At 59.0% G+C, this 13,371-nt stretch carries 14 protein-coding genes; 12 read left to right on the forward strand and 2 right to left on the reverse strand.

Translation table 11 applies throughout. The annotated features are described in order from the left end of the window. The first annotated feature begins 104 nt into the window (after positions 1-104). The 9 genes from LG294_RS06500 (at position 105) to LG294_RS06540 (ending at position 8,871) form a co-directional block, all read left to right on the forward strand. Entirely contained in the window at positions 105-827 is a 723-nt protein-coding gene (locus tag LG294_RS06500; protein WP_404290640.1) for an NrtR DNA-binding winged helix domain-containing protein, read from the forward strand. Beyond that, on the forward strand, positions 824-2,107 hold the full coding sequence (gene nadA, locus LG294_RS06505; RefSeq protein ID WP_404290642.1) for a quinolinate synthase NadA: 1,284 nt from the start codon (positions 824-826) through the stop codon (positions 2,105-2,107). The genes LG294_RS06500 and nadA overlap by 4 nt, the downstream gene beginning before the upstream one ends. Next, positions 2,104-3,717 carry an L-aspartate oxidase gene (locus LG294_RS06510; protein WP_404290644.1) on the forward strand — a complete coding sequence of 538 codons (1,614 nt, stop codon included), beginning with the start codon at positions 2,104-2,106 and terminating at the stop codon, positions 3,715-3,717. The genes nadA and LG294_RS06510 overlap by 4 nt, the downstream gene beginning before the upstream one ends. Then, positions 3,714-4,580 (forward strand): carboxylating nicotinate-nucleotide diphosphorylase, encoded by an 867-nt coding sequence (gene nadC, locus LG294_RS06515; RefSeq protein ID WP_404290646.1) that lies wholly within the window; start codon positions 3,714-3,716, stop codon positions 4,578-4,580. Before LG294_RS06510 ends, nadC begins: the two co-directional genes overlap by 4 nt. Beyond that, on the forward strand, positions 4,577-5,719 hold the full coding sequence (locus LG294_RS06520; RefSeq protein ID WP_404290648.1) for a cysteine desulfurase family protein: 1,143 nt from the start codon (positions 4,577-4,579) through the stop codon (positions 5,717-5,719). Before nadC ends, LG294_RS06520 begins: the two co-directional genes overlap by 4 nt. A 289-nt stretch (positions 5,720-6,008) precedes the next feature. Then, positions 6,009-6,980: an acyltransferase family protein gene (locus LG294_RS06525; RefSeq protein WP_404290650.1), complete on the forward strand. Its 972-nt coding sequence runs from the start codon at positions 6,009-6,011 to the stop codon at positions 6,978-6,980. Between the two features lie 182 nt (positions 6,981-7,162). Then, positions 7,163-8,023 carry a transposase gene (locus LG294_RS06530; RefSeq protein ID WP_404290652.1) on the forward strand — a complete coding sequence of 287 codons (861 nt, stop codon included), beginning with the start codon at positions 7,163-7,165 and terminating at the stop codon, positions 8,021-8,023. An 85-nt stretch (positions 8,024-8,108) separates the two neighbouring features. Next, positions 8,109-8,303 (forward strand): hypothetical protein, encoded by a 195-nt coding sequence (locus LG294_RS06535; protein WP_404290654.1) that lies wholly within the window; start codon positions 8,109-8,111, stop codon positions 8,301-8,303. A gap of 64 nt (positions 8,304-8,367) precedes the next feature. Beyond that, the gene (locus LG294_RS06540) at positions 8,368-8,871 is read left to right on the forward strand and encodes an ATP-dependent endonuclease (RefSeq protein WP_404290656.1); all 504 of its coding nucleotides are present in this window, start codon (positions 8,368-8,370) and stop codon (positions 8,869-8,871) included. A gap of 248 nt (positions 8,872-9,119) precedes the next feature. Here LG294_RS06540 and LG294_RS06545 read toward each other — a convergent pair whose 3' ends face one another. Further along, positions 9,120-10,568 (reverse strand): D-alanyl-D-alanine carboxypeptidase family protein, encoded by a 1,449-nt coding sequence (locus LG294_RS06545; protein WP_404290658.1) that lies wholly within the window; start codon positions 10,566-10,568, stop codon positions 9,120-9,122. A gap of 242 nt (positions 10,569-10,810) precedes the next feature. Here LG294_RS06545 and LG294_RS06550 point away from each other — a divergent pair, with 242 nt between their 5' ends. After that, positions 10,811-11,323 (forward strand): GNAT family N-acetyltransferase, encoded by a 513-nt coding sequence (locus tag LG294_RS06550; protein ID WP_404290660.1) that lies wholly within the window; start codon positions 10,811-10,813, stop codon positions 11,321-11,323. A 27-nt stretch (positions 11,324-11,350) separates the two neighbouring features. Here LG294_RS06550 and LG294_RS06555 read toward each other — a convergent pair whose 3' ends face one another. Further along, entirely contained in the window at positions 11,351-11,722 is a 372-nt protein-coding gene (locus LG294_RS06555; RefSeq protein ID WP_404290662.1) for an ArsR/SmtB family transcription factor, read from the reverse strand. Between the two features lie 163 nt (positions 11,723-11,885). Between LG294_RS06555 and arsB the strand changes: the two genes are divergently transcribed. Together arsB and LG294_RS06565 are read left to right on the forward strand one after the other, a co-directional pair. Next, positions 11,886-12,938, forward strand: a complete 1,053-nt coding sequence (gene arsB / locus LG294_RS06560; protein WP_404291668.1) for an ACR3 family arsenite efflux transporter — start codon at positions 11,886-11,888, stop codon at positions 12,936-12,938. Positions 12,939-12,942: 4 nt separating this feature from the next. Beyond that, entirely contained in the window at positions 12,943-13,362 is a 420-nt protein-coding gene (locus LG294_RS06565; RefSeq protein WP_404290664.1) for an arsenate reductase ArsC, read from the forward strand. Positions 13,363-13,371: the final 9 nt, after the last annotated feature.

The following is a 13,371-nucleotide window of genomic DNA, read 5'->3' on the forward strand; positions in this document are numbered from 1 at the left end:
TGGTGATGTGGCTCGCGAATGATTCCAGTTAATGTCAGAATGACTCTAACGAACTGGAATGCGACAATCTCGCACCCCAGAACACTGGCGAAAGAACGTAGATCATGTCATCGGTTCCCGGATGGGCCAACGTCGACGAGCGGCGCAATCTGCCGCCCGCCTTGGCAGTCTCCACGGTAATCCTCGGGATCCGGCGCGATCCGGCGGGCGGACCTGGCAAACTCTGTTTACCCGTGGTGCGACGAATTCGCCAACCGCACGCAGGGCTTTGGGCGTTGCCCGGTGGGCCAGTGGGATCACGGGAGTCCTTGGGGCAGGCCGCAGGACGCACCTTGGCCGATACCACCGGGCTGCACCCGAGTTATTTGGAACAGCTTTACACCTTCGGCGATATCGATCGCTCGCCAACCCACCGACTCGTGACCATTGCGTATTTCGCGCTGGTGAACATCGAAGAGGTGGGGACGCGCGTACCGGATGAAAATGTCGCATGGTTTGACGTTGACGATCCACAAATATCAGTGATGGCCTTTGACCATCGAAAGATCGTGGACTACGCCCTATGGCGACTGTCGAATAAAACCGAATACGGGCAGATTGCGCACCGGCTGCTCGGCGAACGGTTCACGCTCGCACAGCTGCGAATGGTGTACGAAGCGATCTTGGGCAAGGAACTTGATCCGGCGAACTTCCGCCGGCAGTTGAAGAACACAGCCTCCATCGAGGCCACCGACGAATATTTAGCAGGCGGTCAGCACCGACCGCCACGGCTGTACCGGTATCTCGGACACGGCCCCGATCCTATGGAAGTAGACACCAGCATATGAGCACCCAACTCACCGATAACTCCGCCGGATCCGTGGCGCAGAACATCACCCGGCTGAACCTGCTGGCTCCGGGCTCCACCTGCTCCACGGAGCTGGCCTCCAATCCATGGGATACCCCGGCAGGCTACGGCCCGGGTGCCTCCCAAGAGGACAAGATCCCGTCTGGATACCCGGTGCAGGGCAGCTTGCCCGAGGAATATCTGAAAGCCAGCGACGCCGAACTCGACACGCGCATCCGCGCCGCCAAGGACACACTGGGGGAGCGCGCGGTCATCCTTGGGCACTTCTACCAGCGCGACGAAGTGGTGCAGTACGCGGACTTCGTGGGCGATTCCTTCCAGTTGGCCAATGCGGCGCTGACCCGTGACAAGGCCGAGGCGATCATCTTCTGCGGCGTGCATTTCATGGCTGAGACTGCCGATATTCTCTCCAAGCCCGAACAAGCGGTGATCCTGCCGAACCTTGCGGCTGGTTGCTCCATGGCGGATATGGCTGATGGCCCCAGCGTCCAGAAATGCTGGGATGAGCTCACCGCGCTGTACAAGGATGAGCCAGATGACGGCCGGATGCCCGTCATTCCGGTGACGTACATGAATTGCTCTGCGGAACTCAAAGCATTCGTAGGAAGAAATGGCGGACTGGTGTGCACCAGCTCCAATGCGGCGACGGTGCTTGAGTGGGCCTTCGAACGCGGACGCCGGGTGCTGTTCTTCCCGGACCAGCACCTGGGCCGCAACACTGCCAAGGCCATGGGGATTCCGCTGGAAAAGATGCCTATGTGGACCCCGCGCAAGGCGCTGGGCGGAAACAGCGAGGAAAGCATGCGCGAGGCGCAGGTGATCCTGTGGCACGGGTTCTGCTCCGTGCACAAGCGCTTCAACCCCGCACAGATAACCAAGGCCCGCGAGGACTACCCAGGCGTGCGCGTCATTGTGCACCCCGAATGCCCTATGGAGGTTGTGGATGCAGCTGATGAGGCAGGGTCCACCGACTACATCCGGCGCGCCATCGCGGATGCCACCGAACCGACGGTGTTCGCCATTGGCACCGAGATCAACATGGTCAACCGGCTGGCTGCCGAATACCCGCAGCACACGATCTTCTGCCTTGACCCGGTGATTTGCCCTTGCTCCACGATGTACCGCATCCACCCGGGCTACTTGGCTTGGGTTCTTGAAGAGCTCGTGGCCGGCCGCGTAGCCAACCAGATCCGCGTGCCGGAAAACCAGCGGGGGGATGCAAGGATCGCCCTGGATCGCATGCTCGCGGCCAAGCCATGAATGAAACCAGCGGTCGCAGGATCGTCATTATCGGTTCCGGGGCCGCCGGGCTGAGCGCCGCACTGGAAGCAGTGCGCCTCGGCTTGACGGTGACGGTGCTGACAAAGGACGCGCTCGGCGACGGGAACAGCAAATTTGCCCAAGGCGGGATCGCAGCGGTGACACTGCAGGGCGAGTCCGCTGGAGACAGCGTCTCAGCCCACATGGCCGATACCTTGAAAGCAGGAGCCGGTCACTGCGGAACTGACGCGGTACTGCAAATGTGCGGCTCTGCCGGAGGCCTAGTCTCAACGCTGGAAGATTACAAAGTGGCCTTTGACAGGAACACAGATGGAAGCTACCAGCTGGGCCTTGAAGCCGCGCATAGTGCGCACCGTATTTTGCATGTTGATGGGGACGCTAGCGGTGCGGGACTGATCGATGCGTTGAGGCAGTCTGTCCGTTGTGCACAAGCAGCCGGGCAACTGAACATTATCGAACATGCGCTGGCCACCGAGCTCGAATTCTCCGCCCACCGGCTCAGCGCGGTCCGCTACCTGCAAGAGGATCAAGAGCTGGTGCTCGAAGCAGACGCGGTGCTGCTCGCGACCGGGGGATTGGGCGCGCTCTACCAGGCGAGCACTAACCCGAAGGGTGCGACCGCGGATGGGATCGGGTTGGCCGCCCGGGCCGGCGCGGTAATCACCGATGCCGAATTCATCCAATTCCACCCAACTCTGGTGGATCCCTTGGCTTACCCGGGCACCGGAATGATCAGCGAAGCGGTACGCGGTGAGGGAGCGATCCTAATCACCGAAACCGGTCACCGGTTCATGCCCGGCCTTCATGAGCAGGCTGAGCTTGCCCCACGCGATGTGGTCGCCCGCGCGATCCACGCACAATACGTGGCAGGGCACCGGGTGTTCCTCGACGCCCGGGGCGTGGAATCAGCACGCGGGGACGATTTCCTGGCGCGGCGTTTCCCCTCCATCTCTGCGCGGCTCAAAGCTGCCGGCTTGGATCTGGCAGCCGAGCCGATTCCCGTGGTGGCCGCCCAGCACTATGCCATGGGCGGGATCCATACCGACACCTCCGGACGCAGCAGCGTACCCGGGGTCTATGCCGCCGGGGAATGCGCGAACACCACGGTGCACGGAGCGAACCGGCTGGCGAGCAACTCACTGCTTGAAGCCATGGTTTTCGCCCGCAAGGCGGTGTACGCCATGGGCCACGACGAGCCCGGACGTACCTGCCAGCTGAACAACGTGGAGCTCGGTGAATTGCCGCCGGTGAGCACCGACGCGCCACTGGAACTGGAGCAGCTGCAGGCGCTGGCCAGCGAACATCTTGGCGTGCACCGCACCGGGCAGGGCCTTCAATCCTTGATCCAAGTGCTGAGCTCCAGCGCGCCGGTGGCGCAGGGCAGTCGCGAACTCGCTGAACTGGACAACCTCTGGATCACTGCACGGATGATCGCCCACGCGGCCGCCGCCCGGGACACCAGCCTCGGCGCACATCATCGGCTCGATTCTACGAACACGGGCGAGCACACCACTACACGATACGGCTGGGTTCTGGCTGCCACGCAGCGAACCAGCAATCGGCCACAAAGCAAGGAAATCAACGCGTGAACCAGCCAATCCACCCGGTCCCCACTGCGGCAATCGACCGCATCCTCGAATTCGCCTTTGCCGAAGATAATCCACGCGGGGACCTGACCGCGGATACCATCGTGCCCGCCGGGGCCAAAGCCACCGCCGCCGTGCGGGCACGCGAGGCCGGTGTCTTGGCCGGCGGCACCGTCTTCGCCCGAGCAATGACGATGATCAACCCCGAGATCCACGTGGTTCAGCTGGTCAAAGAGGGCCACGCCTTCGAGGCTGGGGATAGGCTGCTGACGGTAACCGGTCCGGCCGCCTCGGTATTGACCGCCGAACGCGTGGCGCTGAACCTCTTGCAGCGGATGAGCGCAATTGCCACCGCCACACGGCAGTTGGTGGATCTGGTGGCGCACACCAAAGCGAGGATCGCCGATACCCGCAAAACCACCCCGGGGCTGCGCGTGCTCGAACGCTATGCGGTGCGCTGCGGCGGCGGAGTGAACCACCGCGACAACCTCTCCGAGGCGTTCATGGCCAAGGATAATCATCTGGCCCTGCTGGATGACGGTGAAGAGCTGACAAATGCGTTGATATCGGTGCGCGCCCGGCTGGGTCACACTACCGCCATGGAGGTGGAAGTTGACTCCATTGAGCAGCTTCCCGCGGTATTGGCGGCAAAGGTGGATGTAATCATGCTTGACAACTTTGCGCTGGCAGATCTGCCGGCGGCCATCAAACTGATCAACGGCCAGGCAATTATCGAGGCCAGCGGCAATGTACGTGCCGAGACAGTTGCCGGGATCGCCGAGACCGGGGTGGACATCATTTCCTCCGGTGCGATCACCCACTCGGTGCAAGCCATAGATCTGGGCTTGGATATGGTGGTTGCATGATCTATATGGATGCCGCCTCCACAGCTCCTCCTCGCCAGGAGGTGCTGGATCTGGTCACGCCGCTGCTGACCAGCAACTTCGGCAACCCAGCCTCGCTGCACGAATTGGGGCACCAAGCCAAGCGCGCCAATGATTGGGCTCGCACGCAGGTCGCTGCGTCACTTGGCGTCGCGGAGTCGGAAATCTACTTCACCTCCGGCGGTACCGAGGCGGATAACACCGCGATCATCGGTGCCGCGCTGGCGCGCCCCCGCGGCAAGGTAGTGGTGACCAGCTCAATCGAGCACCCCGCGGTGCTTGAAGCCTGCGCTTATCTTGTGGACTTCCACGGCTTTAGCCACCGATTGATTCCGGTGGATGCCACCGGGATGGTGCTTCTAGATCAGGCAGCGGAGCTCATCGATGACCAGGTTACCGTGGTATCGGTGATGGCGGTGAACAACGAGGTCGGCACGATCCAGCCGATCGCCGAGCTGGCCCAACTGGCTCGCGCGGCAGGGGCGGTCATGCACACCGACGCGGTGCAGGCAGCAGGCTGGCTGGATTTGGCCGAATTAGCCTCGCAAGTGGATGCTTTGAGCCTGTCCGGGCATAAGATCGGTGCGCTCAAGGGCAGCGGAGTGCTGTACTTCTCCAACGAGCACGCGCTGGTGCCGTTGCTGCACGGTGGCGGGCAACAGGGTGGAAATCGTTCCGGCACCGAAAACCCGGCCGCCGCGGTGGGTATCGCCCGTGCTCTGCAGGTCTGCGCCGAACAGCGTCTTGCCGGCACAGGTGATGGCTACGGCGAGTATCTGATCAATCGCATTACCGAGCAGCTCAATGCGCAGCAGCAGGGATTGGTCCAGCTAACCGGTCATCAAAAGAAGCGTGCAGGCGGGATCGTTTCCTTCGTCTTTCCGCGTACAGCGGGGGAGACCGTGCTGATCGAATTGGAACGGCGCGGAGTGCTCTGCTCTTCGGGGTCTGCTTGTTCGGCTGGAAGCACCGACCCTTCGGCGGTGCTCACCGCTATGGGATACGAGGCTGAGCTGGCGCACACTGCCGTCCGGCTGTCCTTCACCCGCGGGATCAAGGAAAACGAAATCAGCCAGGTGGCTAGTGCAGTCGTGACGGCGGTGACTGCTTTGGTGGCGTAGTCAAGTCGGTCGATCATTCAGATAGATAAGGTTTATCTCCGAAGCGGCAGGCACCCGGCCACCTCAAATACATTGGAGCAAAAGTAAAATTTTACTAATCCCAAGGTGAATGATGAGGATCTGAGAGATTTTTGCTTTCATTCAGTCCGCTTACTCGGCAGATAGCTCCATCGGCGGAGTGTAGGTATACTTTGTTTTTTGATCAAGTAAATAGGGGAACTGAGTGCAGGGTGTTAGAGAACGCGATACTTGGGTCGACGCAGCTAAGGGTGTAGCAATCATCCTTGTCGTGCTGACTCATGCCTATGGGTACTCTGCGATCATTGGAGCCGAATCCGAGCTGTGGCGGAGTATGAATGCACTGTTCGCGACCCTGCGAATGCCTATGTTTTTCATGCTGGCGGGCCTTTTTGCGACGTCTTGGATCGGGCGTTCATGGAGCGAGCTTTTACGCGGCAAGGTTATTCTACTGATGTGGGTCTATCTGCTGTGGGTGATAGTCCGGTTCCTGTTCTTTTCGCTTGTGCCAAGCCTGATATATCCCAGCGAGTCCGGGTCGCTGGTTCGCCTGTTCGCCCAAGCTGTATGGTCGTCCATGCCCACTTGGTTCTTGTATGCCCTTGCCGCCTTTTTCGTTGCCGCAAAGGCTCTTTCAAAGCTCCGTGCAATCACCCAGCTTGTTGCCACTGGAGCGATTTCGATTGTCTTCATGGCGGACCTGATAACGCTCCCCAGTTCACTTTGGACAGGGCTTGCCGAGTATTTCTTCTTCTTCCTGCTTGGTGCGCACGGAAGTTCCATTATTCGGACAAGGGCTAAGACTTTCGGGGGCAAAACGGTCGCGTTCGCTTTAGTTCCTATTTGGATTGCTGCGGCTTGGCTCTGCCAGCAGGCGAATCTGCTGGACGTCATCGGGGTGCGGTTCGCGCTGTCGATCTTGGCCTTGCCCGCCGGTGTGGGGTTAGGTCTTTTGCTCTCACGCGGACGGCTGACCGCGTACTTGGGGAAGAACACGATGCCAATTTATTTGGCGCACTCCCTCGTCCTCGGAGGGGTAGCAGTTCTCCTTTCTGGACTCCCGCTCGACAGCCTCCAGACAATGGCCGCATGGCTTACGCCAGCGCTCACGGTTGCCAGCGTCGCCGTCTCACTTGGTGTTCATTGGCTCCTGATGCGTATGAATGTGCGTGGAGTATATGAGACCCCCGGATGGCTAGACCGGAAGATCGCGCCGCGAGGGACATCCGTGGCTACCCCTTAGGGTGTTAGGTGCGTTAGGCTCCCGCGCCCGTGAGTCCCCATGACCAGTAGTATGCCTTACCCCACCCGTCTTTTCGGACTCTCTTTCGCACCCAAGCAGTATGGCTCGGAGCAATGATCATGTATGACGTCACGACTATTCACTTCGAGTCGAAAAAGGAAGATGACCTCCACAAAGTTGGCATGAGCAAAAAGCTCCGCGTGGACCCGCAAATCCAAGTCGGGCTTCTAGCGGAGCCGGCCGGGTTCCAGCTGGAAATGCATATGGTTGCCGGGAACAAGGCCGAGACCACCACGATCGTTCCGGTAGTCCAAGCGTTTCAGGAACGCCACGGAATCACCGATATGGTGGTCGTCGCTGATGTCGGCATGCTCTCCGCAGCGAACCTGACCGCATTGGAAGACGCCGGATTCAAATTCATCGTCGGCTCGCGTATGGCCAAAGCACCTTATGACTTGCAAGAACATTTCGATACGAATGGCAATCGGTTCGCTAACGGGCAGATCCTGGAATCGAAGCGCGTCAAGGGTATCGGCGCAAAAGGCCGAGAACGCCGGGTGATTTATCAATGGTCTGCGAAGCGTTTTGTCACTGATAATCGGAACACCAATCTGATGGAGTGCCGTGCCATGGATATCGCTGAAGGCACGAGCCAGATGTGTAAAGCTCGGTTCGTGAAAACGACCGGGACGAAGCCTGCGGTGGATGGGGCCAGGATTGAACGAGCCCGTATGTTGGCCGGGTTCAAGGGCTACGTGAGCAATGTCGAGCAGTCGGTGATGAAAGGTCAGCAGGTCTTTGATTCGTATCATGACCTCTGGCAGGTTGAAGCGTCATTCCGTATGACCAAGAGTGACCTTTCCGCTTGTCCGGTGTTCCATCGGCATGAGGACGCGATTGATGCTCATTTGACTGTGGTGTTCGCTGCGTTGACGATTGGCCGGCATTTGCAGGAGGTGACTGGGATGACTTTGAAGCGGATTATCACCGATTTGAAGGGCGTTCGTTCGGCGAAAATACAAGTCAATGGTGATCTCTGCTGAAGTTTCTGCTGGGATTCGAGAGCTACTGAAGAATCTTCATCGTGGATAAAAGTACTTACTAAGGCTTTGGCACGAAATAGGCGGGGTGCTGTGTTCTTCGGGGTCCGCTTGTTCGGCCGGAAGCACCGACCCCTCGGCGGTGCTCACCGCTATGGAATACGAGGCGGAGCTGGCGCACACTGCCGTCCGGCTGTCCTTCACCCGCGGGATTAAGGAAAACGAAATCAGCCAGGTGGCTAGCGCCGTGGTGGCCACGGTCAAGGCGCTGACGGGCAACTGATCGCCCTGTCATCCGATTCCCAAAGGGCTTGGATGAACTGTGAAAGCCGTGATTCCATAAGTGCATGAGGATCGTGCTGGTCGAAGGGGAAAGCGATGCAGTTGCGGTGCGGACGCTTGCCGCGCGACTGGACATGCCCGTTCCGCGGGTGCTGCCGGTGGGCGGATCCAAGGGCGCTCGCCGTGCCGCGCAGAAGCTGGACGGCCAGGAACTGCTCGGCTTGGTGGACGCCGCCGAGCGGCGCGACTTTGAACGAGCGCTGAGAACTGTGTTCGTGTGCGATCCGGATTTGGAAGTCGAATTCATTCGGGTACTAGGGCCGGTTGGGGTCGAATCTGTGATCGCCGGACAGGGGGAGTTGGAATCCTTCCGCCGCCTGCAAGCCCAGCCCTACCAGCGAGACCAGCCCGTGGAACGCCAGCTGGTCAGATTCTTTGGAGGACGCAGCGGCAACAAGGTGCGTTACGCGCGCCTGTTAGCGCAGGCGGTGCCGCTGGACGCGATCCCTGCTCCGCTGGCGGACCTGCTGGAACGTCTTAGCGCCCCGCTTCCAACGGGCGAAGTCTGAGCCAACGAGCGCACCGGTTGGCCCGGCAATTTTCCATTGGAGTGCCAGTTCCAAGGACCACATTTTTGGAGGGGAATTCCGTGGCGCCCCGTTGGGGAAGCCTAGCTGACCGACCTAGTCATGGAAGACGTCGAGCTATTCGTCAGCAAAACAAAGCCGGGCTAAGTGATGAAGCACCAAGGCAGACCCTCGTAATTGCCGGGGGTCTGCCTTGGTGCTTCAGGGATTATCGTGTGCCGTGAGGGATGCTACCTAAGGTAAGTCCCCGAGACCCAGCCCTTCTTCGACTTGTACTTCACCGGGTACCAACCGGACTTCTTCGAACCAGTGATCTCGACCTTTTTGCCCTTTGGGATGGTCAGGATGATCTTTTTATTAGTGCTGTTGCCGGCGCGCATATTCAAGTTCGCCGTCGTGTACTTGGTCTGTACCTTTTTCTTAGGCGTGCTTTCGGTCTTCGGCTTGGATTTCTTCGGAGTGGAAGTATTGGTCAAATATGTTCCGGAGACCCAGCCGGTCTTCGACTTGTAGGTCACCTGCAGCCAGCCGGATTTGCTCTTACCGGTCGCTTTGACGCTCTTGCCCTTCGGGATTGTGAGGATAACCCGGTTGTTCGTGCCGGCACCGCTGCGCATATTCAGATTAGCGGTGGTCTTCTTTGTCGAGCCGGTATTCTTCTGCGGCGTCGGTTTCTTCTTGGTTTCCGTCTTGGGCTTCGAGGTCTTCGGCATCGAAACGTTGCTCAGGTAGGTGCCCGACACCCAGCCGGTTTTCGACTTGTAGCTGACCTGGTACCAACCGGACTTTTTCGAACCGGTCAGCTTGACGGTCTTGCCACGAGGAATGGTGAGGATGACGCGATTGCTTGAGCCGACTCCGGTGCGCATATTCAAGTTCGCGGTGGTTTTTGCGGTGCCTTTGCCGGACTTCGGAGCATTCTTCTTCGTCGAAGCCACCCCGTGGTAGTGCTCAAAGGTTTTGGCGCCCGAATTTGTGTAGGACTTGGCTAGCGCAGTACCGACATAGCGGAAGTGCCATGGCTCGTACGCGTATCCGGTGACGGATTCCTGACCTTTCGGATAGCGCAGGATGAACCCATGCTTGTGGGCATTTTTCTTCATCCATTTGCCCACCGGGGTGTTTTCGAAGCAGGACTGCAGGGCGCAGGCACCGTTATTGTTGCCGACGTCTGCGGCCAGACCGGTCTGGTGCTCGCTCGTGCCAGGTTTGGCGGAGATGCGTTCGGCGTACTTCTTGCCGTACCACCGGGTGTATTGATTGAACAGCTGCGCTTGGCGGTCATAGGAGCGGTAGCCGCTGATCAGCTTGATTCTGACCCCGGACTTCTTGGCAGCTTTGACCATCTTGTTATAGGCCTTGGTTGCCTCTGGGCGCAGCTTGATGCCTGTGCCGGACACAGTGCTGGTTTTAGGTTTGTATTTCGCTGGCTTCAGCGGGTAGTTCTTATTGACGAAGACATCAAGGTGGTTGGGATTCCGGTCCAGCTTCCTGGCTGCGGATACAGACACCGAAGGGGAGCCCGCTGGTGCCAGGTTCTGTGTGGCGGCCACGGAGGTCACCGTCTGCGTCGCGCTTGCTTGGCCGGAAGCCATGGCCGGTCCTGGCAGCACTCCCAGAGTGAGGACCGTGCTGAGGGAGAGGGCCATTAAAAGCTTGGTGCGAGAATATTTGGGCATCTCGTATTGCTCCGTTGTCCGAGTGATGATGATTCATTCGATCATCGATGACTATCTGCGGGCAAGGGGTGCATGCGACTTGTTACGCAAAGTTCGTCTGTCGATTGTCGTTTATTGCTACGAGTGGCGAATCAAAAATCACCTATAGAGCATGGATTTAATCGTTGTGATGCCTTGTGGAAGCAAGGTCCTGTGAATCATCGAGTCTTCATCGGGCCCACAATTTTGGTAAGTTATCCTTCATGCAGATCAGGCAGGAAGTCTTCGATGACAGGGCGGGAATCTACGCTGTGACGCATGCGGCCTTCAGCAAGGACGACCATTTGGTCGAGCCGATGGAGGTCGGATTAGTGCAGCGGCTTTTTGATTGCGACGCCTACTCGCCGACCTTTTCCCTGGTGGCGACGAACGATAAAACCGTAATCGCACATGTGATTGCCACGTGGGGCACGGTCGATGGAAAACACAGCCTGTTGGGTCTTGGCCCGCTTGCTGTAGCTCCCGAATACCAGAATATGGGTGCCGGAACCGCGCTGATGCAGGCTATCTCGGACCGCGCGGAAAGCGAACGCATATCCGGAATCGTGTTGCTGGGAGCGACAACGTACTACAAGCGCTTTGGCTATGTTCCGGCAATCGCCCGAGGCATTATCCCCACGCAGCCTTCGTGGGGAGATAACTTCATGGTTCGCGTTTTCGACGAGCGGACCCTGCCTACCGGAAAATACCGGTACGCTTCCCCATTTGGGTGCTAAGCGCACCGATTTTCTCTCAGTTCCAAGCTAACTCTCGAGTTCCAGCGTCTGCGCTAGTTCTCCCAAAGCTCCGGGAACTACTGAGTAATAGGCCCAGACTCCGCGTTTTTCACGGTGCAAGAGGCCCGCGTCCACCAAGATCTTCAGATGGTGGGAGACCGTAGGCTGCTTGAGCGCCAGCGGTTCGGAGAAGTCGCAGACGCAGGTTTCGGCCTCGGCGCTGGAAGAAATGATGGACAGGATGCGCAGCCGGTTAGGGTCGGCCAGCGCCTTGAAGCGCGCGGCCAAGAGTTCTGCATCTGAAGTGTTCAGCGACGGTTGGCCACTTTCGGGCACGCAGCATCCGGCGCCCGGAACAAGCTCGGTCCGACTGGTATCGAGTACGACGTTTTGTGGCATCCCTGTGTTTCTTTCTGAACGGCTGCGGGCAGATCAATCATATTGACAACCTTCGATACATCTAATCATACTAGGTATATCGATATTCTTCGATGTCTATGATTTGGATGTACTCGTGAGTCAATCTGTAGCGCCCGTTGACACCGCCAAGGTGGCAGCAAAAATGTCGACACTTGATCGTTATCTCGCCATATGGATCCTCGCCGCAATGGTGCTGGGTCTTGGGTTGGGACGCATCATCCCGGGGCTGGGCAAGGCTTTGGACTCCCTTCAAGTTGCCGGAGTTTCCCTGCCTATCGCCATAGGTTTGCTGGTGATGATGTACCCGGTACTGGCCAAGGTGCGCTATGACCAGACGCACCGGGTAATCGGCGACAAGAAGCTGATGGTCACCTCGCTGCTGATTAACTGGATCCTCGCACCGGCATTCATGTTCGTGCTGGCCTGGGTATTCCTGCCCGATTTGCCTGAGTACCGCACCGGCCTGATTATCGTCGGTCTGGCCCGGTGCATCGCGATGGTGCTGATCTGGAACGATCTGGCCTGCGGTGACAGCGAAGCTGCCGCCGTGCTGGTCGCCATCAACTCGGTGTTCCAAGTATTCGCCTTTGGCGTGCTCGGCTGGTTCTACCTGCAGGTGCTGCCGGGCTGGCTGGGACTGGAAACCACGAGTGCCGAATTCTCCGTCTGGGCCATTACGCTCTCGGTGCTGGTCTTCCTCGGCATTCCGCTGCTCGCCGGATTCCTCACCCGCACACTGGGCGAAAAGGCCAAGGGACGCGAGTGGTACGAGTCGCGCTTCTTGCCGAAGATCGGCCCGTTGGCTCTCTACGGCTTGCTGTTCACCATTGTGCTGCTCTTCGCGCTTCAGGGCGACACCATCATTTCGCGTCCGTGGGATGTAGCACGCATGGCCGTACCGCTGCTGACCTACTTCGTGGTGGTCTTTGGTGCCAGCATGCTGATCGGCTGGGCGCTGAAGCTCGGATACGCACGCACCACTACCTTGTCCTTCACCGCTGCCGGCAATAACTTCGAACTGGCCATCGCGGTTGCCATTGCCACCTTCGGTGTCACCAGCGGCCAAGCGCTCGCGGGCGTTGTAGGGCCGCTTATCGAGGTGCCGATCCTGGTAGCTCTGGTCTACGTGGCGCTGTGGTCACGCAAATTCTTCCCCAACCAAGCCGTCGTCAACTCGGCATCAAGCAAAGGCTAAGATCTTGTCTACTTCCGCAAAGAAGCCATCGGTCCTGTTCGTCTGCGTGCACAACGCCGGCCGCTCGCAGATGGCAGCAGCATTCTTGTCCAATCTCTCCGAAGGCCGCATCGAGGTACGTTCTGCAGGCTCGTCCCCGGCGTCGGAAATCAACCCTTCCGCCGTGGCGGCCATGACCGAGGTGGGCATCGACATGTCCGCCGAGGTGCCGAAGGTGCTGACCACCGAAGCAGTCAAGGAATCCGACGTAGTCATCACCATGGGCTGCGGAGATACCTGCCCGGTATTCCCAGGCAAGCGCTACGAAGACTGGGAGCTGGAGGATCCAGCCGGGCAGGGCATTGACGGTGTGCGCCCGATCCGCGACGAAATCCGCGCAAGGATTGAAAACCTCATCTCCGAATTGCTCGAAAACAAAGCCTAGAGTTTGTAG

This window comes from Glutamicibacter arilaitensis (genome assembly GCF_044793945.1).
GTDB lineage: Bacteria > Actinomycetota > Actinomycetes > Actinomycetales > Micrococcaceae > Glutamicibacter > Glutamicibacter arilaitensis_B.

Bases quoted from the DNA above. Each gene is read 5' to 3' on its own strand.
- LG294_RS06500 (WP_404290640.1), top strand. From the start codon at position 105: ATGTCATCGGTTCCCGGATGGGCCAACGTCGACGAGCGGCGCAATCTG.
- nadA (WP_404290642.1), top strand. From the start codon at position 824: ATGAGCACCCAACTCACCGATAACTCCGCCGGATCCGTGGCGCAGAAC.
- LG294_RS06510 (WP_404290644.1), top strand. From the start codon at position 2,104: ATGAATGAAACCAGCGGTCGCAGGATCGTCATTATCGGTTCCGGGGCC.
- LG294_RS06520 (WP_404290648.1), top strand. From the start codon at position 4,577: ATGATCTATATGGATGCCGCCTCCACAGCTCCTCCTCGCCAGGAGGTG.
- LG294_RS06530 (WP_404290652.1), top strand. From the start codon at position 7,163: ATGAGCAAAAAGCTCCGCGTGGACCCGCAAATCCAAGTCGGGCTTCTA.
- LG294_RS06540 (WP_404290656.1), top strand. From the start codon at position 8,368: ATGAGGATCGTGCTGGTCGAAGGGGAAAGCGATGCAGTTGCGGTGCGG.
- LG294_RS06545 (WP_404290658.1), bottom strand. From the start codon at position 10,568: ATGCCCAAATATTCTCGCACCAAGCTTTTAATGGCCCTCTCCCTCAGC.
- LG294_RS06550 (WP_404290660.1), top strand. From the start codon at position 10,811: ATGCAGATCAGGCAGGAAGTCTTCGATGACAGGGCGGGAATCTACGCT.
- LG294_RS06555 (WP_404290662.1), bottom strand. From the start codon at position 11,722: ATGCCACAAAACGTCGTACTCGATACCAGTCGGACCGAGCTTGTTCCG.
- arsB (WP_404291668.1), top strand. From the start codon at position 11,886: ATGTCGACACTTGATCGTTATCTCGCCATATGGATCCTCGCCGCAATG.